Source organism: Microbacterium sp. A20, from assembly GCF_004794515.1.
In the GTDB taxonomy this organism is placed as follows: Bacteria; Actinomycetota; Actinomycetes; order Actinomycetales; family Microbacteriaceae; genus Microbacterium.
On record NZ_SSDF01000091.1, the window covers coordinates 42298 to 61716 of the forward strand.

Consider the following 19419-nt stretch of genomic DNA (forward strand, 5'->3'; position numbering starts at 1 on the left):
TGCTCAGACCCCGTGTCGGGCGGTCTCGAGGATGTCGACCACCGTGGCGGCCATCTCGTCCGCGCCGAAGTGGTCGGCAGCGGTGATGGTCACGACCGCGTCGTCGAGGAAGATCAGCAGCTGGCCGTGTGCGCCGTGGAGCCGCCACCCGCGTCCGGGACCGCCCCAGCCGGCGAGGGCGTAGCGGTCGTAGCCGGGGTTCGGGCCGGCGACGACGCCGTTCTCGTGCATCGCATCGATCCACTGCGGCGAAACCAGCTGCTCGCCGCGCCACCTCCCGCGGTCGCGGATCAGCAGGCCGATCCGCGCCATCTCGCTCGTTCGCAACGGAAGCCCGCCGCCCGCTTCGATGCGTCCGTTCGGGCTCCGCGCCCAGGCCACGCCATCGATTCCGAGCGGGCGGAAGAATCGGACGTCCAGGTAATCGCCCACATCTCCGACTCGCGCGGCGAGTGCCGTCATCGCGGTGTAGGTGCTGGCGTTCGAGTACTGGAACACCCGCCCGCGCGACGGCCGACTCAGGAACTCGCGGGCGAGGTCCGGCCAGTCCGTCATCAACGTCTCGGACCACGGCAGATCGATGCCGCTCGACATCGTGAGCAGGTGGCGCAGGGTGACCGCGTCGACATCGTCACCGAGATCGAAGTCGGGCAGGTACGTGGCCACGGGCACATCGAAGGAGATCGCGCCCTCATCGGCGGCGATCGCGGCCGCCAGCACGCATACGCCCTTGGCGACCGAATGCATGTCCTCGCGCACATCGGGCGTCCAGCGGTGGTCCGCCTCGCCGGCTCCGATGCGCACGTGGAGTCCGTGCGCGTCGAACCCCGACATGGACGCGGCCTCGACGATGCGGTCGCGGACTGCCTCGGCGACGGTCATCGAGACTCGGCCCGCGGTCGTCGCGATCCGGTGGGGTCGTTTCGGCGTCCTTCCCGCGATGTGAGCGCGGGGTCGGCGAAGAGCCAGCGGGGGCGAGGCTCGACGAGTGGCCGGAACACCCAGCGCACCGGCTTCGTGGCCAGCAGCAATGCGACGACCACGGAGAGCGCCGTCACCAGCGGCAGCCAGATCCACGTCGGTTCCAGATCGCGCAGCGCGCCCGTCTCGCGGAACGGATAGAGCACGAACGAGTGGAGGAGGTAGACGTACATCGTGTACTGGCCGAACGTGGTCCACCAGTACGAGCCGCGCGGGATCAGGGCGAAGAAGGCGGCGCACAGCAGGACCGCGAGCAGCATCAGGGCGATGCGGATCGCGCCGGCCCACCACTGGTCGCCGACCAGGTCGGAGTACGAGTCCTCGTAGAACAGCCAGTGACGCAGGTCGACGGCCTGCCACAGTGGCAGCCAGTTCCACGCCGCCCAGCCGACCCCCGCGAAGACCGCGACCGCGGCGACCCGGATCCACCAGGGACGGAAATCGAGCAGGCGGAGCCGATCGACGATGTCGTGCTCGCGCAGCCACCAGCCGAGCGCGAAGAACGGCAGGAGACCGAGAGTGCGGGACAGCGAGAACGTGCTGTCGACGTTCGGAAGATAGCCGGAGCCGATCGAGATCACGACCGTCCACAGCAATGGCCAGCGCAGCAGTGCGAGATAGGGGAGCACCAGCCGGAAGATGCCGAGCGCGAGCAGGAACCACAGGGTCCAGCTCGGCTTCGTGAAGTTCGGTGTCGCCTCGCCCTCGACGAGCCACTTGGTGAGCGTCCACAGGGTCTCGAAGATCACGTACGGGAGGATGATGTCCGTGATCACCCGGGCCATCTGCGTCTTGGTGGGCGTGCCCGACTTGGAGAAGTAGCCGGAGATGATCGCGAACGCCGGCATGTGGAATGCATACAGCGCCAGGTAGAAGGCGAAGGCGATGTCCGAATCGTAGATGAGTCGCTGGATCGCATGCCCGAGCACGACGAGGACGATGCAGATGTATCGCGCGTTGTCCCAGAAGGGCACGCGCCGGCGTTTTCGCGGGATCGATCCTGTGGTGGGCCCTGAGATGTCCGCGCCGGTACTGCTCATCGTTCGAGGCTACAGGCCGGGAATAAAGTTGCGATGAGCGCGTTGACACATATACATTCAAATGAATAGAAACGGATGCGAGTCATCCGGTTCGGAGAACACGGAGCAATCATGAGCGAGCAGTCAGGCGCGCAGGCGATGCAGTTCGGCATCATGTCGGTCAGCGACATCACCCGCGATCCCACCACGGGCATCACCCCCAGCGAGCAGGAGCGCATCAAGGCGACCACGGCCATCGCCGTGCACGCCGAAGAGGTCGGCCTCGACGTCTTCGCGATCGGCGAGCATCACAACCCGCCGTTCTGGTCCTCCAGCCCGACGACCTTCCTGGCGGCCCTGGCCGCGCAGACCGAGCGCCTCATCGTGTCGACCTCGACGACGCTCATCACCACGAACGACCCGGTGCGCATCGCCGAGGAGTACGCGATGCTGCAGCACGTGTCCGACGGGCGCATGGACCTCATGCTCGGGCGCGGCAACACCGGACCGGTCTACCCCTGGTTCGGTCAGGACATCCGTCAGGGACTCCCGCTCGCGATCGAGAACTATGCGCTGCTGCACAAGCTATGGCGTGAAGACGTCGTCGACTGGGAAGGAAAGTTCCGCACCCCGCTGCAGGGCTTCACCTCGACGCCGCGCCCCCTCGACGGCATCGCGCCCTTCGTGTGGCACGGCTCCATCCGCACTCCGGAGATCGCCGAGCAGGCCGCCTACTACGGCGACGGGTTCTTCGCGAACAACATCTTCTGGCCGAAGGAGCACTACCAGCGGCTCATCGAGCTGTACCGTCAGCGCTTCGAGCACTACGGTCACGGCACCCGGGAGCAGGCGATCGTCGGCCTCGGTGGACAGGTGTTCATGGCAGCCAAGTCGCAGGACGCGGTGAACCAGTTCCGTCCGTACTTCGACAATGCGCCGGTGTACGGTCACGGGCCGAGCATGGAGGACTTCACCGAGATGACGCCCCTGACGGTCGGTTCGCCGCAGCAGGTCATCGATCGCTACGCCGGCATGCGCGAGCACTACGGCGACTACCAGCGTCAGCTCTTCCTCATCGACCACGCCGGTCTCCCGCTGAAGACGGTTCTGGAACAGCTCGACATCCTCGGGTCCGAGGTCGTGCCGGTGCTGCGCAAGGAGCTTGCGAAGGACCGCCCGTCCTCCGTGCCGGACGCACCGACCCACGCCGCCCGGGTCAAGGCCGAGTTCGGTGACGGTCCGACGCGCCAGGCTCGCCCCGGCGCCAACCGCGGTGACAACCTCACCGGCGACTCGCCTTACCAGGACAGCCCGGCACCCGCCGGGGCAGCGTTCGGGCTCGGCCGGAAGGAGGCGTGAGATGACCTCGCGTCGTATCGCCGTCGTGGCGGCGGGGCTCTCGAACCCGTCGTCCACCAGGATGCTCGCCGATCGGCTGGCCGCGGAGACGGTGAAGGCCCTCGCGGAGCGCGACATCGAAGCCACCGTCGACGTGATCGAACTGCGCGACTATGCGCACGACATCACGAACAACATGCTCACGGGGTTCGCGCCCCAGGCGCTGGAGACCGCGATCAACACGGTGGTCTCCGCCGACGCGCTCATCGCCGTCACGCCGATCTTCTCGACGAGCTATTCGGGGCTGTTCAAGTCGTTCATCGACGTGCTCGACCCCGATGCGCTCACCGGGAAGCCGGTTCTGATCGGCGCGAACGCAGGTACGGCTCGGCATTCGCTGGCGATCGACTATGCGATCCGTCCGCTGTTCGCCTATCTGCACGCCGAGGCCGTCTCGACGGGCGTGTTCGCGGCATCGAGCGACTGGGGCGATTCGGGTGACGACGTCGCTCCGCTCGCCAAGCGCGTGGAGAAGGGTGCGAGGGAACTCGCTGATGCGATCGCACGGAAGGAAGCGACGACGGTCGTGGACCCCTACGATCCCGCGACGTACCTGGGCGAAGGGCGCTCTTTCGGGCACATGCTGGGCGGTCTCGCCGGAGAGTGATCCGCCTTCCTCCGACCTGAAACGCGCCGAACGCCCGAAGAGGGCGTGCGGCGCGTTTCATCGTTCGGGGAGATCACATCACGGCCCGCAGATCGGTCAGGCGTCGCCCTGCATCGGAGCGGTCCGCGAAGATCAGTCGGTCACCGGGCCGCGAGTCCACCGTCGCCCACCCCGTCCGCTTCCTGTCGCCAGGCATACTCCGTCTCGGGGCGGCCTCGTGCGCCACGACGGGCGGTTCGGAGAACGACCCCTTCGGCGGTCAGGTGCTCGAGGTACCGGCGGGTCGCCACCCGGGAGAGCCCGAGCCGATCAGCGGCTTCGCGTGCCGACAGCGGCCCGTGCGCGCGCAGCTCCACCGTGACGCTCTCCAGAGACGAGGACGACAGTCCTTTGGGGAGCGGGATCGCTCCGGTCGCACGGCCGAGCAGCGCATCGATCTCCGCCTGCGTGGCCTGGCCTCTGGTCGATCGCGCTTGCTCCCGATGAGCGCGGTACTGCTCCATCCGCTCCCGGAACACCGCGAACGGAAACGGCTTGACGAGGTACTGGTGCACGCCCAGCGCCGCCATCTGTCGGACGCTCTCCGCATCGCGGACGCCGGTGATCGCGATCACGTCGGTGGCGGCGGCACGGGCGCGCAGTGCGCGCAGGACGTCGATCCCGGAGCCGTCGGGCATGGTGATGTCGAGGAGAACGAGGTCGAACGCGTCGGCACCGGGGTTCCTCAGCACGGCATGCATCGCTGCGCGGGCACTGCTGCATTCTCCGGCAACGATGAATCCGTCGAGCCGGGCCACGTAGTCCCGGTGCAGTTCGAGGGTCAGGGCATCGTCGTCGACGATCAGTGTGCGGATCATGCTTGCGACCTCCGGGATTGCGCGCCAGGGAGCACGACGCGGAACATCGTGGGGTCGTCGCTCACCGTGACCGAACCGCCGAAACCCGTGACCACGGAGCGCACGAGTGCCAGCCCCACGCCGCGTCCCTGCGCATCGGCGGGCTTCGTGGAATAACCCTGGTCGAAGATCCGCTCGCGGAGCGACTCCGGTATGCCGGGGCCGCTGTCGGCCACGTCCAGCACGATGCCCCCGTCGCCACTCGGGCGCAGCAGCACCTGCACCCACCTGTCGTCGGACTCGGCTGCCGCGTCCATCGCGTTGTCCACGAGGTTGCCGAGCACCGAGACGGCGTCCACGGGTGACAGCGGGGTGCGCGGTGTGTCCGGCTCGATGCGGACCCGCCAATCGATGCCGCGCTCCTTCGCCTGGGACGCCTTGCCGAGCAGGAGAGCGCCCACGGCGGGGTCCCCGTGGCGGCGGGCGGTCACCTGATCGACGAGCGACTGACTCTGGCGCGACGTCTCCGTGAGGATCTCGATCGCCTCCGCTGTGCGCCCGAGCTCCAGCAGCGCGACCGCGGCGTGCATCCGGTTGCCGTGTTCGTGGGTCTGCGCGCGCAGCGCCTCGCCCAGCGTCCGGATGGATTCGTACGACGACACGGCATCCCGCAGCTGCCCCGGCGGAAGGTCACCGGCGATGCGCCGGGTCAGCCGCCGAGCGATCACGGCCCCGCCGGCACCGAGCGCGACCAGCCCCACGGTGATGCCGAGTGAGAGGGGCAGTCGTCGGAGCAGGGTGTCGCTGATCGATTCGGTCGTGACGCCGGCGGCCACCCACCCGATGAGCTCTCCGCGGGATGTGGTCACCGGCGCGATCGTGCGAACCGATCGTCCGAGCGTGCCGGTGAACTCTTCCGTCAACGTGCGAGCTGTCGTCGGGATGGTGCCGAGGTAGTGTCCACCGATCCGGGTGAGGTCGGGGTGCGTGATCCGGATGCCGTCCGGCGTCATGATCGTGATGAAGTCCAGTTCTGCGTCCTCGACGACGACGTTGGCATACGGTTCGAGCGCAGCGGTGACCGCCTCATCCTCGTCATCGACCTCCGCCTGCAGACCGGCGACGACGGCGGGGGAGTGCGCGAGTGCGACAGCTGTGGCTGCGGTCACGCGCTCGGCCTCGGCCCGGATGGCACGCTGCGCCTCGACCACGAGGAACACCGCCACCAGGGCACCGACGACCAGTGCCGCGCCGAGCACGACGAGGAACACACGCGAGGCGATGCTGCGTCCGGAGGTGTGCGGCATCGCTTCCTCCGCTCGTCGATGGCCGGTGTCGAGACCAATACGACCACAAATCGCATCGGGGTGCGCGGTGGACCACCGTGAGAACCGATCGGCGGCGCAGAAGCCGCCATTCCGACGAAGCCGTCGACGATCGAGGAGGAAGCCATGGCGCTCACAACAGGATTCGCACTGCCGAAGTTCAACTGGCGACGAGGGAAGCACGCGTGGGACCGGCACACCTGGCTGTACGTGTCGGTGCTGATCGCCGTCGTGCTCGGCGCGGTGGTGGGGCTCATCTGGCCGGAGGTGGGTCGTGGGTTCGAGGCGCTGGGCACGGGGTTCGTCGCACTGATCAAGATGATGATCGCCCCGATCATCTTCTGCACGATCGTGGTGGGCGTCGGATCCATCGCCAAGGCCGCGACGGTCGGCAAGATCGGGGGCCTCGCGCTCCTCTACTTCATGGTGATGTCGACGTTCGCCCTGGCGATCGGACTCGTCGTCGGGAACCTCATCCATCCGGGTGCGGGGCTCGACATGGCGTCTTCGTCTTATGACGCGGTCGAGGCGGAGGCCAAGACGACGCAGGAGTTCATCCTCGGCATCATCCCGACCACGTTCTTCTCCGCCTTCACGGGAGAGAGCGTGCTGCAGGTGCTGTTCATCGCCTTGCTCGTCGGGTTCGCCCTGCAGGGACTCGGCGAGCGCGGCGCGCCGATCATGGAGGCGGTCAAGCAGCTCCAGAAGCTCGTCTTCCGCATCCTCGGGATGATCCTCTGGCTCGCACCCATCGGCGCCTTCGGGGCGATCGCCGCCGTGGTGGGCAAGACCGGCGTGGCGGCGATCTGGAGTCTCGGGACGCTGATGGTCGCGTTCTACATCACCTGCATCCTGTTCATCGTCGTGATCCTCGGCGTGATGCTGTGGGCGGTGACGCGGGTGAACATCTTCGCCCTCACGAAGTACCTCGCGCGGGAGTACCTGCTGATCGTCGGCACATCGTCTTCGGAGTCGGCCCTGCCTCGCCTCATCGCGAAGATGGAGTTCGTCGGTGTGTCCAAGCCCGTCGTCGGCATCACGGTGCCGACCGGATACTCGTTCAACCTCGACGGGACCGCGATCTACCTGACGATGGCCTCGCTCTTCATCGCCACGGGGATGGGGCAGCCGATGTCGATCGGCGAACAGATCGGACTGCTCGTGTTCATGATCATCGCGAGCAAGGGAGCGGCCGGCGTGACCGGTGCGGGACTGGCGACACTCGCCGGAGGTCTGCAGGCGTATCGCCCCGATCTGGTCGACGGGGTGGGCGTGATCGTCGGCATCGACCGCTTCATGTCGGAGGGACGCGCGCTGACGAACTTCACCGGCAATGCCGTGGCGACGCTCCTGATCGGCACGTGGACCCAGCAGATCGACCGCGACCGCGTGCGTCGGGTGCTGAGCGGTGAGCTTCCCTTCGATGAGTCGCTGCTCGACGGCGTCGACGCGCACGGGCGTCCGGATGCGCCTCAGGGCGCGGACGTGCAGGAGCTGCGGGAGGCAGCCGTGACGGAGATGGCGGCGAAGGAGGAGCGGGCAAGGGCGCGCGCGGAACGCTGACGAGAGGAGTGAGGGATGCGGGAGCCGCGGTGAACGGGCTCCCGCATCCGCGCGGTCAACCGCTCTTGCGTCGGAACTCGCGCCGGGTCTGCGGGGCGTTCGCACTGTGCACGGCGGAGTCGCCATCCAGGTGCGCCTCGCCCTGCCGGTGGTGCGCGTTCTTCTTCTCGAGCGCTTCCTTGAACTTGCGCTTCATCTCCTCAGACGAGGAGGCGCCTTCTTCGGTGCTCATGACCCGAGCCTAGAGCACCTGCCGCGGCGGGTCACCCTCTCGTGCCGCGCAGGATGCGATCCAGCAGCACGCCCAGACCGAGCGCGATGACGATCGACACCGGGACGGCGACCAGCGGCCCGCCGGGAAGGACGGCGGCGACCAGGGCGCCCACCGCTGCCTGGTACAGCGCCCATCCGGTCGCGGCCACGGCGACCAGCGCGAGGTACCGCGGTGGGTGGATGCGCGAAGCCCCGGCGACCAGGTTGATCGCCAGCCGTGCGAAAGGCACGAACCGCGCCGTGAAGAGCACAGTGGCCGTCCCGTCATCCAGGCGCCGCCGTGCCCATCCCAGTGCCTGCTGCACACGAGGCGCCCTCATCCACCGCCAGCGATCGGTCCCGACGATCCGGCCGACCAGGTAGCAGCAGGCGTCTCCGACGGTCGCGGCCGCCGCGGCGCAGACGATGACACCCCACAGCGGCGGGGTTCCGGTCGTCACAGCCAGCGCCCCGAGCGCGGTCACCGCGATCTCGCCCGGCACGACGACGAAGAAGGCATCCCCGACCACGAGCAGGCTCATCAGCACCAGGCTCCATGGGCCGGTGAGGGTTTCGGCGAGCAGATCCGTCGACACGTCGCCCACTGTGCCCTCGCACGGTGAACGGCAACCAAAGAGCACATAGCCGGTGACCCGTCGCCCAGCATCCGGTGAACATCCGGTGCCTCAGGCCGTTTACGGCAGGTGCGCTCTCGGAGCTCGGTCATCCTGAGGCTGTGAGAGTAGCGATCGTCACGGAGTCCTTCCTTCCGCACATGAACGGCGTCACCGGGTCTGTGCTGCAGATCCTGCGACACCTCGAGCAACAGGGGCACGACGCCCACGTGATCGCGCCCGCCGCCGCGGGAATGCCCGAGGAGGTGCACGGTGTGCCGATCGAGGCGATCCCGAGTCTCGCGCTTCCGGGGTATCACAGCGTCAGGGTCGGCACGTCGGGAGTCTCGCGCATCGCCTCCTCCCTGCGCCGGTTCCAGCCCGACGTCGCGCATCTCGCCTCGCCGTTCGCACTCGGTTGGCGCGGGGTGCTCGCCGCCGAGCGGATCGGTGTCGCCCGCGTCGCCGCGTACCAGACCGACGTCGCGGCCTACACGGAGCGCTATCGGGTCGCCGCGGCTACCGGAATCGCTCAGACACACATTGCGCGACTGCACCGACGAGCCACGTTGACGCTCGCTCCCTCTGCGGATTCCGCCCGGCAGCTGGCCAGACTGGGAGTCGATCGTGTGCGCCGCTGGGGGAGGGGCGTCGACGCGGAACGCTTCCAACCGAGTCGCCGGGATGCTGCGCTGCGTGCCGGGTGGGACGCCGAGACCGTGATCGGCTACGTCGGCCGCCTCGCTCCGGAGAAGCAGGTCGAGGACCTCGCCGTGCTCCACGACATCCCGGGCACTCGATTGGTGATCGTCGGAGACGGCCCGAGCAGGGCGCGATTGGAGGCGCTGCTCCCGAACGCGCTGTTCCTCGGCCACCTCGCCGGCGCTGCGCTCGCCGCGGCCACGGCATCGTTCGACGTCTTCGTGCACCCCGGCGAGAGCGAGACGTTCGGGCAGACCCTGCAGGAGGCGCACGCCAGCGGGGTTCCGGTGGTCGCGACCGGTCGCGGCGGACCCCTCGATCTCGTTCGCATGGGGGTCGACGGGTGGCTGTACCGTCCCGGTGACCTCGGTGACCTGCGCATGCGCGTGGCCGATCTGGCAGGGGATGCCCGCAAACGGCGTGCATTCGGCGAAGCCGGCCGAGAAGCGGTGCAGAGTCGCAGCTGGGCGAGTGTGTGCGAGCAGCTGCTCGGCCACTTCGAGGAGGCTCAGCTGCTGCAGCGGGTGGATGCGTCTTCGCGCGCTCGCCGCGTCGCGAGGCCCGAGTCGCCGCCGCCTGTCCCCGCACGCCGTTGGCGCCGCTTCGTCGCCCTGGGCGATTCGCTCACCGAGGGCCTGTGTGATCCCGCGCCGGACGGAGCTCTGCGCGGATGGGCCGATCGGCTCGCGCTGCTGCTCGCCGCACAGGGCGGGCTGCACTATGCGAATCTCGCGATCCGATCCAAGCGCGTGAGCGATGTGTCGGGTCGACAGCTGGAGCGTGCGCTCGAGTTGCATCCTGACCTCGTGTCGATCCTGATCGGTGCGAACGACCTGGTGAAGAGTCATGTCGACGTCGCAGCGCTCGCCGCGGAGCTGGAGCACACCGTCGTGCGGCTCCGGGCGGTCGGTGCGGATGTGCTGCTGGTCACTCCCTTCCTGCCGGATCGTCGAGCGGCTGCCATCTACGCACGGCGGTTCGCGGCATTCGCGACCGCGATGACGGGGATCGCGGCGCGCACCGGAGCGATCCTGATCGACACGGATCTGCATCCCTCACTGGGCGAGCGGCCGAACTGGGGTGAGGATCTGGTGCATCTGAGCAGTCGGGGGCACCGTTTCCTGGCGTATCGTGCGGCAGAGATGCTGGGGGTTCCCGATGCGGATGCGCTGGGCGTCCTCGACGCCGCCCTGCACGAGCACGAGCCGATCGGCGCGGGCGTGTGGTGGCGCCGGCATGCGCTGCCGTGGGTCTGGCGTCGCCTGCATGGCCGTGCGGCAGGTGATGGTCGAACCGCGAAGCACGACGACTATGTGTATCTCGGGCGTTCGTCCGCGACGCGATGGGCGAACGTCGGCTGATCCTCGCGGCCGGTGGTCAGCGGCGGCCCATCCCGTGATACTGCCAGCCGGCTGCGCGCCAGGCTGCGGCGTCGAGGCAGTTGCGCCCGTCGATGATGACCCTGCCACGGACCAGACCGCCGGCGTGCGCGGGGGAGAGGTCGCGCCGGTACTCGTCCCACTCGGTGACGACGACGACCGCATCGGCTTCCCGAAGAGCATCGTCGCGATCCCGCGCATAGCCCAGCTGTGGATGCGCGGCGGCGGCGTTCTCCATCGCGGCGGGATCGGTCACCACGACATCTGCTCCGAGGCCGCGCAGGCGAACAGCGACGTCAAGGGCCGGGGAGTCGCGGATGTCGTCGCTGAACGGTTTGAACGCGGCGCCGAGCACAGCGATCCGACGTCCGAACACGAGCCCGCCCAGCGCGTCGACGACGAGTCGGACCGCCCGCTCGCGCCGTCGGAGGTTGATCGCGTCGACCTCGTGGAGGAAGCCGACCGCTTCGCCGCGACCCAGCTCCTCCGCACGCGCGGCGAACGCACGGATGTCCTTCGGCAGGCACCCGCCGCCGAAGCCGATGCCGGCGCCGAGATAGCGTCGACCGATCCGCGAGTCGTGGCCGAGGGCGTCCGCGAGCAACGCCACGTCGGCGCCGGAGGCCTCGGCGATCTCCGCCATCGCGTTGATGAACGAGATCTTGGTCGCGAGAAACGCGTTCGCGGCCCCCTTGACGAGTTCGGCCGTGGCGAGGTCGGTGACCAGGAACGGCGTCCCCGTCTCCACGGCCGCCCCGTATACCTCGCGGAGCACTTCGACGGCGCGTGCACCGGCCGCGTCCGGTTCGGCGCCGACGACGAGTCGGTCCGGTGTCAGAGTGTCGTGCACGGCCCAGCCCTCTCGGAGGAATTCGGGGTTCCACACGAGGGTCGCACCGGAGTCGACGATGCGGGTCGCGAGTCGTGTGGCAGTGCCGACCGGAACGGTCGATTTGCCTGCGACAACGTCGCCGGGACGCAGATGGGGGAGAAGCCCGTCCACCGCCGCGTCGACGTATCGGAGGTCGGCGGCGTGACCGCCCGGGATCTGCGGCGTCCCGACCGCGAGGAAGTGCACCTTCGCGCCCGCGGCGTCCGCCATCCGATCGCTGAACCGGAGCCGTCCGGACTCCCGCCCTTTGGCGAGCAGCTCGGTCAGCTGTGGTTCGAAGAACGGCGCGGAGCCTGCATCGAGCGCCGCCACCTTCCGCTCGTCGACGTCGATGCCGACGACGTCGTGTCCGATGGAGGCCATGGCTGCGGCGTGCACGGCACCGAGGTACCCGCAGCCGATCACTGACATGCGCATGGACACAGCACAACCGACTCCCGCCACGGCGTGGCATCCGCCCGGTGAACGTTCCGTGGCCGGCGCATGTCCGCTGCGCGATGCGGGGGCGACGTGGGTTTTACGGCACGCGCTGGTAGGGTGGAGGCGGTTGGCGTGTGTCAACCGCACAATCGAATATCGACTCATGGAGCGAGCGGCGGAGAAGCTGGTCCCCTGTGGTGGGTTCCTCGGCAGGACGTGTCGGGTGGCTTTCTACTGGTGGCCAGCGCAGGCGACATTCGCGGGAATGCCCGCGCGCCCGAACCCTTCCGTTCCGCTCCTTTGAACACGCTCGCGCGTCACATGGACTCGCGAGTCTAAACAAAGAAGGAGAGACCTCTTGGAAGGTCCTGAAATCACCGCCACCGAGGCCGTTCTCGACAACGGCCGCTTCGGCACCCGCACCATCCGCTTCGAGACCGGCCGCCTCGCGCAGCAGGCTCAGGGCGCAGTCGCCGCGTACCTCGACGGCGAGACCATGCTCCTCTCGGCCACCAGCGCAGGCAAGCACCCGCGTGAAGGCTTCGACTTCTTCCCGCTGACGGTCGACGTCGAGGAGCGCTCCTACGCCGCCGGCAAGATCCCCGGCTCGTTCTTCCGTCGTGAGGGCCGCCCCTCCACCGAGGCGATCCTCGTCTGCCGTCTGATCGACCGCCCGCTGCGCCCGTCGTTCGTCGACGGCCTGCGCAACGAGGTCCAGGTCGTCATCACCGTCATGTCGATCGCTCCCGGCGAGTTCTACGACGCTCTCGCGATCAACGCCGCGTCGGCGTCCACGCAGATCTCGGGTCTCCCGTTCTCGGGCCCCGTCGCCGGTGTGCGCCTCGCGTTCATCCCGGGCAACGGCCAGAACGAAGACCAGTGGGTCGCGTTCCCGACCGCCGAGCAGGTCTCGGAGGCCGTGTTCGACCTGATCGTCGCCGGTCGCGTCGTCACCAAGGCCGATGGCACGGAAGACGTCGCCATCATGATGGTCGAGGCCGAGGCGACCGAGGGCAGCTGGAACCTGATCAAGGCCGGCGCCACCAAGCCGAACGAGGAGATCGTGGCCCAGGGCCTCGAGGCCTCGAAGCCCTTCATCGCCCAGCTCGTCAAGGCTCAGGCCGAGCTCGCTGCGACCGCGTCGAAGGAGCCGGGCGTCTACCCGGTGTTCCCGGCGTACAGCCAGGAGGTCTACGACTTCGTCGCCGGCCGCTCCTACGACGAGCTCGTCGGCGTCTATCAGATCGCCGACAAGGTCGAGCGTCAGACCGCTGATGACGCGATCAAGGACCGCGTCAGGGCCGAGCTCATCGAGGCCACCGAGGCGGGCTCGCTCCCGGCTGCGGCTCCGCTCGAGTTCTCCGCGGCGTACAAGTCGGTCACCAAGAAGATCGTCCGTGGTCGCATCCTCACCGAGGGCGCTCGCATCGACGGCCGTGGGCTTGCGGACATCCGCCCGCTCGACGCCGAGGTGCAGGTCATCCCGCGCGTGCATGGCTCCGCGGTCTTCCAGCGCGGCGAGACCCAGATCCTGGGGGTCACCACGCTGAACATGCTCAAGATGGAGCAGCAGATCGACTCGCTGTCGCCGGTCACGAGCAAGCGCTACATGCACCACTACAACTTCCCGCCCTACTCGACCGGTGAGACCGGCCGTGTCGGTTCGCCGAAGCGTCGCGAGATCGGGCACGGCTTCCTCGCCGAGCGCGCACTCGTGCCTGTGCTGCCGAGCCGCGAGGAGTTCCCGTACGCGATCCGTCAGGTGTCCGAGGCGCTGAGCTCCAACGGCTCGACGTCCATGGGCTCCGTGTGCGCGTCGACCCTGTCCCTGCTGAACGCGGGTGTGCCGCTGCGCGCCCCCGTCGCCGGTATCGCGATGGGCCTCGTCTCCGACGAGGTCGACGGTGAGACCCGCTACGCGGCGCTGACCGACATCCTCGGTGCGGAAGACGCTCTCGGCGACATGGACTTCAAGGTGGCGGGTACGAGCGACTTCGTCACGGCGATCCAGCTCGACACGAAGCTCGACGGCATCCCGACGTCGGTGCTCACGGGCGCGCTGACGCAGGCTCGCGAGGCTCGCCTCACGATCCTCAACGTCCTGAACGCCGCGATCGACGCACCTGACGAGATGGCGCCCACCGCGCCGCGCGTCATCAGCGTGCAGATCCCGGTCGACAAGATCGGTGAACTGATCGGGCCGAAGGGCAAGACGATCAACGCGATCCAGGATGAGACCGGCGCGCAGATCTCCATCGAGGAGGACGGCACCGTCTACATCGGCGCGACCGACGGCCCCTCGGCCGAGGCCGCCCGCGCCCAGGTCAACGCGATCGCCAACCCCACCAACCCGGAGGTCGGGGAGCAGTTCCTCGGCACCGTCGTGAAGATCGCCACCTTCGGTGCGTTCATCTCGTTGCTCCCGGGCAAGGATGGTCTGCTGCACGTCACCGAGGTGCGCAAGCTCGCCGGTGGCAAGCGTGTGGAGAACGTCGACGACGTGCTGTCGGTCGGTCAGAAGATCCTCGTCAAGATCACGAAGATCGACGACCGCGGCAAGCTCTCGCTCGAGCCGGTTCTCGACGATGCCGCCGCCGCAGAGGCAGCTCCTGCAGAGGACGCGGCCGCCGAGTAAGCGCGAATTGCGAAAACCGGAACCCGGGTCCGTCCGTCGAGGACGGGCCCGGGTTCCGTCGTATCCGGTGTGACCAAATCGTTATCGGCCGTTTCCGCGCCGTTCCCCGGATTGGTCAGGGCGTTCGATGAATTCGCTTACCCTCGAAGTACGCACCGGGGGGTGCAGATCCAGCAGGTACGCAGGTCGGCACGCACCGATCGACGCGGGGGTGAGAGAGTATGCGGTTGTTCAGCGTAGGCGCAGGAGCGTCGACTGATCGCGCCCAGCAGCACACCGAGCACCCGTCCGCCCCGATCCCCATCGTCGGACCGGGGATAGGGGAGACCATCCGCGTCCCGCTCGGCGAGACCGGCTACGAGACCTTCCCTCTGATGCTGGGCGCCGCCGAGTTCGGTTGGAACGTCGACCTCGAGACCAGCCACGGCATCCTCGATCGCTACCTGGAGTTCGGCGGCAACGCCATCCACACGGCCGACGGCTTCTCCGGCGGACGCAGCGAGCACATCATCGGCCAGTGGCTGCGGTCTCGCGGGCGACGTGATCGTGCCCTGCTGAGCGTGCGCATCGGCGCCCACGCCGACAATCCCGGGCTGGGCTCCGTCAACCTCGTGCGGGCTGTCGAGGGCTCGCTCACACGGCTCGGCGTCGAGCGCATCGACGTCCTCTACCTCGACGCGACGCTCGACGCGACCACCAATCTGGAAGACACCCTGGCGACCGTCGAATGGCTGTCGGACGCGGGGAAGGTGGGTGCGCTCGGAGCCTTCGGCCTGTCACCGGAGCGCCTGGTCGAGGCGCGGATCCTCGCCTCGGCCGGTTACCCGCGCATCCAGGTGATCGATGCGCCGTACAACCTCATCCGTCGTCAGCCGTTCGAGGGAGACCTGCGCCTCGTCGCCGGCGCTCAGAACCTCGCGGTCACTCCGTCGCATGCCCTCGAGCACGGCTTCCTCTCAGGGCGCCACCGCAACAAGGCGCTCACCTCGCGTGGTGTGCGCGGCGAGCAGCTGCGTGGGCACCTGAATCGGCGGGGAATCAAGATCTTGCGTGCGCTCGACCAGGTGGCCGAAGAGCTGGCCGTTCCCGTCGCAGCGGTCTCGATCGCCTGGTTGCTCGCTCAGCGCACGATCGCGGCTCCGATCGTGAACACCTTCGCGACCGATCACGTCGACGAGCTCATGCAGGGTGCGGGAGTCTCGCTCTCGCGGAGCCACGTCGCCGAGTTGACCCGGGCCGGCAACTGAGCATCGTCCCACCCGTGACATAGGGTGGGAGGGAGGCCCGGCGGATGCTGGCGATGAAGCGAGCGAGTTGTGACGCACTACATATATCTGGTCAGACATGGTGAACATCAGGATGCGGAGCATGGTCTCGCCGACGGACCCCTCTCTCCTCGAGGGCAGCGTCAAGCCGAGTTGATCGCCGACCGGCTGTCCGGGCTTCCGCTCGACGCAGTGTGGCATTCGCCGTTGCTCCGCGCCAACGAGACGGCTCGAGCGATCGCGGCTCGTCTGCCGTCGGTCGACCCGGAGCCCACCGCGCTGCTGTTCGATTGCGTGCCCACCGGGATGACCGAAGAGACTCCCGCCGTATTCGAACCGTTCTTCGGCTCGGTCACCGAAGCGGAGATCGAAGCGGGGCGCGCACAGATGTCGGATGCGGTCGAGGAGTTCCTCGTGCGCAAGACCGGGGATGTGCACGAGGTCCTCATCACGCACAACTTCGTGATCTCCTGGTTCGTCCGCGAGGTGCTCGCCGCACCCGAATGGCGGTGGATGACGCTGAACCAGTCGCATTGCGGCCTGACGGTGATCGCGCAGAAGCAGGGGCGGCCGTGGACCCTGCTCACCCACAACGACACCGGCCACCTTCCGGTGGAGCTCCGCACGGGCATTCCCGACGCGTTGCTCGTCTGAGATCTCTCAGGTCCGGGATGGGGTGTGATCCACCCCGCGCGCCCCGGCCGGAGGGAGTCGCCGCCGAAATAGACTGGACGCATGACCACGCAGGTAGCCCTCGTCGGCGGAACCGGGAAGCTCGGCACGATCATCGGTGCGGTGATCGATGAGCTCGAGGGCTTCGAGGTGAGCCGTGTGCTGACCTCGTCGAGCGATCTCTCCGAGCTGGATGGCGCCGACCTGGTCGTCGATGCCTCGACACCGCAGGTCAGCATCGAGGTCGTCCGAGCCGCCGTCGAACGAGGCATCAACGTTCTCGTCGCGACGTCCGGGTGGTCCTCGGAACGGATCGCTCTCGTGCGCCCGCTCGTCGAAGCCGCCGGCACCGGCGTGGTCTTCATCCCGAACTTCTCGCTCGGCTCGGTGCTCGGATCGGCACTGGCCGCCGCCGCCGCCCCGTTCTTCGGCTCCGCCGAGATCATCGAAGCGCACCGCGAGACCAAGATCGATTCGCCGAGCGGCACCGCTGTGCGCACGGCCGAGCTCATCGCAGCGGCACGGGCGGAGCAGGGGCCGGTCAGCGCTCCGCACGCCGATCAGCGCGCGCGGGGGCAGCAGGTGGGCAGCGTGCCGATCCATTCGCTGCGGCGCCCCGGAGTCGTCGCCAAGCAGGAGGTCATCCTCTCGGGACCCGGCGAGTCGCTGACCTTCACACACGACACCACGGACTCTGCGCTCGCGTACGCGCCGGGGATCCGTCTCGCCGTCCCCTTCGCCGCTCAGGCCAGCGGCGTGATCGTCGGCCTCGAGCACATGATCGATATCGGCATCCGCTCGTGATGTCACGGATCGGCGTCGGGCTGATGGCCGCGGCGCTCCTGGTCTACCTCGCCGTCGCGATCTGGCTTGCCGTGATGTTCATCTCGGTCGGCTCTCCGGTCTCGATCGGCATGGGCATCACGCTGCTGGTGCTGGCACCGATCGGGGCCTGGGCGCTGGTCCGGGAGATGATGTTCGGCTTCGGAGCGGATCGCCTCGGACGGCTCCTCGACAGCGAAGGCGGGATGCCTCCGGTGGAGACGGAGCTGACGCCGAGCGGTCGCATCGCACGGGCCGACGCGGATCCGCTCATCGCGCGATACGCCGCAGAGGCCGATGCGGCCGGCGACGACTGGCGCGCACGCTACCGACTGGGGGTCGTGCAGGACGCCGCCGGGCGTCGGAAGGATGCCAGGGCCAGCATCCGCGAGGCCATCCGCCTCTCGCGTCGCTGACCCCAGCCTCGTCCCTCAGGCGAGGGTGGCCTCGAGCGTGATCTCGATCCCTGCAAGCGCCTGAGACACCGGGCAGCCGGTCTTGGCGCCGGCCGCGATCTCCTGGAACGCCTCGGGCGTGAGGTTCGGCACCGTCGCGTTGACGTTCAAGTGACTGCCCGTGATGCCGACACCCGGCTTGAACGTGACCGACGCGGTCGTGTTGACGCGCTCCGGCGGGGTGCCGTTCTCGGCGAGCGCGTGTGAGAGCGCCATGCTGAAGCACGCGGAGTGGGCTGCCGCGATGAGTTCCTCGGGCGTGGTCGTGGTGTCGCTGCCCTCGCTGCGGGCCTTCCAGTTGATCGGGAAGGTGCCGAGGTTCGACGACGAGAACGCGACCGTGCCCGATCCCTCCATGAGCGATCCGGTCCAGGTGCTGGCGGCTTCGCTGGTGACGGGCATGATTCCTCCGCTTCTCGGGCCCCGCTCGGTGTGCGGGTCACGTAGCGGCCAGCCTACCGACGGGCCGGTCGGGACGGAACAGGAATCAGGCGGACGCGGCGCGACCGACGATGCCGGCGCGCTGCAACAGGAGGTAGAGCTGGCACCCCAGGCAGAAGGCGAACGCCGCGTTGAGGAAAGCGGCGATGAAAGCCGCTGCGGTGGCGATCGGAAGCGCCCACGGAACGCCGGCGAGATGCAGCAGGAGGCCGATGCCGACGACGAACAGCCCCACCCCCTGGGAGAACCGGGGCGGGCGCGGGTCTTCGAGCTCTGCCGGCGGGGAGAGTCGCGGGCGGACCAGCGTGCGGAAGACGACGCTCCACGGCGCGGTGCGCGGGGAGACGACACCCCACAGGAACAGGAGGGCGATCACGACCGCGAGCAGGAAGCCCGGGTCGAGCGCGCGTGCTCCCACGCTTGCGGAAGAGATGGCCCAGTCCCGGCCGGCGACGAATGCGAAGTCTGACGAGGGAGTGAGCGCGAACCAGCTGCCGGGGAGGCGAGCGGTCGATATCCCGATCAGCGCCAGGAACGTCGCCACGAGCAGCAGCAACGCGGTGATCGTCGCGGCGAAGCGCGGACCACGGGGATCGATGCCTGCGGGAGTGCTCATTTGTGTGCTCCGGTCTTCGCGCGTCAGACGGCGGCGAGGGCTTCTGCGAGGGCGTGCCGGTGAGGAACGCCATGGAATCGTGCGCGGACCGCGCCGGTGCCGTCGACGAGGAAGGTCGTCGGTGTCTGCAGCACGCGGTAGCGCGTCGAGAGATCGGGACGATGGGTCAGGTCGACCTCGACGTGCGTGAGCCCGTCCTGGTCGGAGACGTAGTCGCGCAGCAGTCGGCGCACCTGCGGGCACCGTGCGCACATCTCGGTACTGAACTGCACGAGGGTGGCACGATCACCGAGTCCGTTCGATGCCGCGTCGGCGGGATCGAATCGGAGGTTCCCGCCTCCGAGGCGTCTTCCGTCGCGACGCCGCAGCACGATGCCCACGACCGTCGCGAGCGCGAGGAGCGCAGCGGCGACGGCGAGAGCGAGGGCGGGCGACATGTGTCGAGATTACGTGCTCGGTCGGGGTGCGAGGCCGATGTTTCCGAGCATGACGAACCCTGATCCGCCCGGGGCGGTTCCGCCCGTG

Annotated in this window: 19 protein-coding genes; 9 read left to right on the forward strand and 10 right to left on the reverse strand. The window is 68.5% G+C overall.

All coding sequences use genetic code 11. From position 1 onward, the window contains the following. Window positions 1-3 precede the first annotated feature (3 nt). Both DW298_RS17230 and DW298_RS17235 read right to left on the reverse strand, forming a co-directional pair. Window positions 4-882, reverse strand: coding sequence for a serine hydrolase (locus DW298_RS17230; protein WP_136043699.1), 879 nt, complete (start codon window positions 880-882; stop codon window positions 4-6). Beyond that, a complete protein-coding gene (locus tag DW298_RS17235; RefSeq protein ID WP_136043700.1) occupies window positions 879-2021 on the reverse strand; it encodes an acyltransferase family protein in 1143 nt (380 codons plus the stop codon). Before DW298_RS17235 ends, DW298_RS17230 begins: the two co-directional genes overlap by 4 nt. Before the next feature lie 111 nt (window positions 2022-2132). Here DW298_RS17235 and DW298_RS17240 point away from each other — a divergent pair, with 111 nt between their 5' ends. Both DW298_RS17240 and DW298_RS17245 read left to right on the forward strand, forming a co-directional pair. Then, window positions 2133-3359, forward strand: coding sequence for an LLM class flavin-dependent oxidoreductase (locus DW298_RS17240; RefSeq protein WP_136043701.1), 1227 nt, complete (start codon window positions 2133-2135; stop codon window positions 3357-3359). A gap of 1 nt (window position 3360) precedes the next feature. Continuing rightward, entirely contained in the window at window positions 3361-4005 is a 645-nt protein-coding gene (locus tag DW298_RS17245) for an FMN reductase (RefSeq protein WP_136043702.1), read from the forward strand. Between the two features lie 140 nt (window positions 4006-4145). Here DW298_RS17245 and DW298_RS17250 read toward each other — a convergent pair whose 3' ends face one another. Both DW298_RS17250 and DW298_RS17255 read right to left on the reverse strand, forming a co-directional pair. Next, complete coding sequence (locus DW298_RS17250) at window positions 4146-4862, reverse strand: response regulator (RefSeq protein ID WP_136043703.1); 717 nt, start codon at window positions 4860-4862, stop codon at window positions 4146-4148. After that, on the reverse strand, window positions 4859-6148 hold the full coding sequence (locus DW298_RS17255; protein ID WP_136043704.1) for an ATP-binding protein: 1290 nt from the start codon (window positions 6146-6148) through the stop codon (window positions 4859-4861). The genes DW298_RS17250 and DW298_RS17255 overlap by 4 nt, the downstream gene beginning before the upstream one ends. 144 nt (window positions 6149-6292) lie before the next feature. Here DW298_RS17255 and DW298_RS17260 point away from each other — a divergent pair, with 144 nt between their 5' ends. Beyond that, on the forward strand, window positions 6293-7729 hold the full coding sequence (locus DW298_RS17260) for a cation:dicarboxylase symporter family transporter (RefSeq protein ID WP_136043705.1): 1437 nt from the start codon (window positions 6293-6295) through the stop codon (window positions 7727-7729). A 55-nt stretch (window positions 7730-7784) separates the two neighbouring features. Here DW298_RS17260 and DW298_RS19445 read toward each other — a convergent pair whose 3' ends face one another. Together DW298_RS19445 and DW298_RS17265 are read right to left on the reverse strand one after the other, a co-directional pair. Beyond that, window positions 7785-7961, reverse strand: coding sequence for a DUF5302 domain-containing protein (locus DW298_RS19445; protein ID WP_017830923.1), 177 nt, complete (start codon window positions 7959-7961; stop codon window positions 7785-7787). 31 nt (window positions 7962-7992) lie between these two features. Next, complete coding sequence (locus DW298_RS17265) at window positions 7993-8577, reverse strand: VTT domain-containing protein (protein WP_240745181.1); 585 nt, start codon at window positions 8575-8577, stop codon at window positions 7993-7995. A 140-nt stretch (window positions 8578-8717) separates the two neighbouring features. Here DW298_RS17265 and DW298_RS17270 point away from each other — a divergent pair, with 140 nt between their 5' ends. After that, a complete protein-coding gene (locus DW298_RS17270) occupies window positions 8718-10658 on the forward strand; it encodes a GDSL-type esterase/lipase family protein (protein ID WP_136043706.1) in 1941 nt (646 codons plus the stop codon). A 16-nt stretch (window positions 10659-10674) separates the two neighbouring features. Here DW298_RS17270 and DW298_RS17275 read toward each other — a convergent pair whose 3' ends face one another. Next, window positions 10675-11985 carry a UDP-glucose/GDP-mannose dehydrogenase family protein gene (locus DW298_RS17275; RefSeq protein ID WP_136043707.1) on the reverse strand — a complete coding sequence of 437 codons (1311 nt, stop codon included), beginning with the start codon at window positions 11983-11985 and terminating at the stop codon, window positions 10675-10677. A 361-nt stretch (window positions 11986-12346) separates the two neighbouring features. Between DW298_RS17275 and DW298_RS17280 the strand changes: the two genes are divergently transcribed. The 5 genes from DW298_RS17280 to DW298_RS17300 all read left to right on the forward strand — a co-directional run bounded on the left by DW298_RS17280 (window position 12347) and on the right by DW298_RS17300 (window position 17798). Next, window positions 12347-14623, forward strand: coding sequence for a polyribonucleotide nucleotidyltransferase (locus DW298_RS17280; protein ID WP_136043708.1), 2277 nt, complete (start codon window positions 12347-12349; stop codon window positions 14621-14623). A gap of 221 nt (window positions 14624-14844) precedes the next feature. Continuing rightward, on the forward strand, window positions 14845-15870 hold the full coding sequence (locus DW298_RS17285; protein WP_136043709.1) for an aldo/keto reductase: 1026 nt from the start codon (window positions 14845-14847) through the stop codon (window positions 15868-15870). Between the two features lie 69 nt (window positions 15871-15939). Continuing rightward, a complete protein-coding gene (locus tag DW298_RS17290; protein WP_136043710.1) occupies window positions 15940-16542 on the forward strand; it encodes a histidine phosphatase family protein in 603 nt (200 codons plus the stop codon). 81 nt (window positions 16543-16623) lie between these two features. Next, entirely contained in the window at window positions 16624-17364 is a 741-nt protein-coding gene (gene dapB, locus DW298_RS17295; RefSeq protein ID WP_136043711.1) for a 4-hydroxy-tetrahydrodipicolinate reductase, read from the forward strand. Beyond that, entirely contained in the window at window positions 17364-17798 is a 435-nt protein-coding gene (locus DW298_RS17300) for a hypothetical protein (protein ID WP_136044035.1), read from the forward strand. The genes dapB and DW298_RS17300 overlap by 1 nt, the downstream gene beginning before the upstream one ends. Before the next feature lie 15 nt (window positions 17799-17813). On the opposite strand, the gene DW298_RS17305 is transcribed toward DW298_RS17300, so the two are convergent. The 3 genes from DW298_RS17305 to DW298_RS17315 all read right to left on the reverse strand — a co-directional run bounded on the left by DW298_RS17305 (window position 17814) and on the right by DW298_RS17315 (window position 19331). Continuing rightward, a complete protein-coding gene (locus DW298_RS17305) occupies window positions 17814-18239 on the reverse strand; it encodes an OsmC family peroxiredoxin (RefSeq protein WP_136043712.1) in 426 nt (141 codons plus the stop codon). An 85-nt stretch (window positions 18240-18324) separates the two neighbouring features. Further along, entirely contained in the window at window positions 18325-18894 is a 570-nt protein-coding gene (locus DW298_RS17310; protein ID WP_136043713.1) for a DUF4395 domain-containing protein, read from the reverse strand. 23 nt (window positions 18895-18917) lie between these two features. Then, window positions 18918-19331, reverse strand: a complete 414-nt coding sequence (locus tag DW298_RS17315) for a thioredoxin family protein (RefSeq protein ID WP_136043714.1) — start codon at window positions 19329-19331, stop codon at window positions 18918-18920. Between the last annotated feature and the right edge of the window lie 88 nt (window positions 19332-19419).

What these genes read in the sequence shown, in the direction of transcription:
- DW298_RS17230 (WP_136043699.1), bottom strand. Translation starts at nt 882, where the DNA reads ATGACCGTCGCCGAGGCAGTCCGCGACCGCATCGTCGAGGCCGCGTCC.
- DW298_RS17235 (WP_136043700.1), bottom strand. Translation starts at nt 2,021, where the DNA reads ATGAGCAGTACCGGCGCGGACATCTCAGGGCCCACCACAGGATCGATC.
- DW298_RS17240 (WP_136043701.1), top strand. Translation starts at nt 2,133, where the DNA reads ATGAGCGAGCAGTCAGGCGCGCAGGCGATGCAGTTCGGCATCATGTCG.
- DW298_RS17245 (WP_136043702.1), top strand. Translation starts at nt 3,361, where the DNA reads ATGACCTCGCGTCGTATCGCCGTCGTGGCGGCGGGGCTCTCGAACCCG.
- DW298_RS17250 (WP_136043703.1), bottom strand. Translation starts at nt 4,862, where the DNA reads ATGATCCGCACACTGATCGTCGACGACGATGCCCTGACCCTCGAACTG.
- DW298_RS17255 (WP_136043704.1), bottom strand. Translation starts at nt 6,148, where the DNA reads ATGCCGCACACCTCCGGACGCAGCATCGCCTCGCGTGTGTTCCTCGTC.
- DW298_RS17260 (WP_136043705.1), top strand. Translation starts at nt 6,293, where the DNA reads ATGGCGCTCACAACAGGATTCGCACTGCCGAAGTTCAACTGGCGACGA.
- DW298_RS19445 (WP_017830923.1), bottom strand. Translation starts at nt 7,961, where the DNA reads ATGAGCACCGAAGAAGGCGCCTCCTCGTCTGAGGAGATGAAGCGCAAG.
- DW298_RS17275 (WP_136043707.1), bottom strand. Translation starts at nt 11,985, where the DNA reads ATGCGCATGTCAGTGATCGGCTGCGGGTACCTCGGTGCCGTGCACGCC.
- DW298_RS17285 (WP_136043709.1), top strand. Translation starts at nt 14,845, where the DNA reads ATGCGGTTGTTCAGCGTAGGCGCAGGAGCGTCGACTGATCGCGCCCAG.
- dapB (WP_136043711.1), top strand. Translation starts at nt 16,624, where the DNA reads ATGACCACGCAGGTAGCCCTCGTCGGCGGAACCGGGAAGCTCGGCACG.
- DW298_RS17300 (WP_136044035.1), top strand. Translation starts at nt 17,364, where the DNA reads ATGTCACGGATCGGCGTCGGGCTGATGGCCGCGGCGCTCCTGGTCTAC.
- DW298_RS17305 (WP_136043712.1), bottom strand. Translation starts at nt 18,239, where the DNA reads ATGCCCGTCACCAGCGAAGCCGCCAGCACCTGGACCGGATCGCTCATG.
- DW298_RS17310 (WP_136043713.1), bottom strand. Translation starts at nt 18,894, where the DNA reads ATGAGCACTCCCGCAGGCATCGATCCCCGTGGTCCGCGCTTCGCCGCG.
- DW298_RS17315 (WP_136043714.1), bottom strand. Translation starts at nt 19,331, where the DNA reads ATGTCGCCCGCCCTCGCTCTCGCCGTCGCCGCTGCGCTCCTCGCGCTC.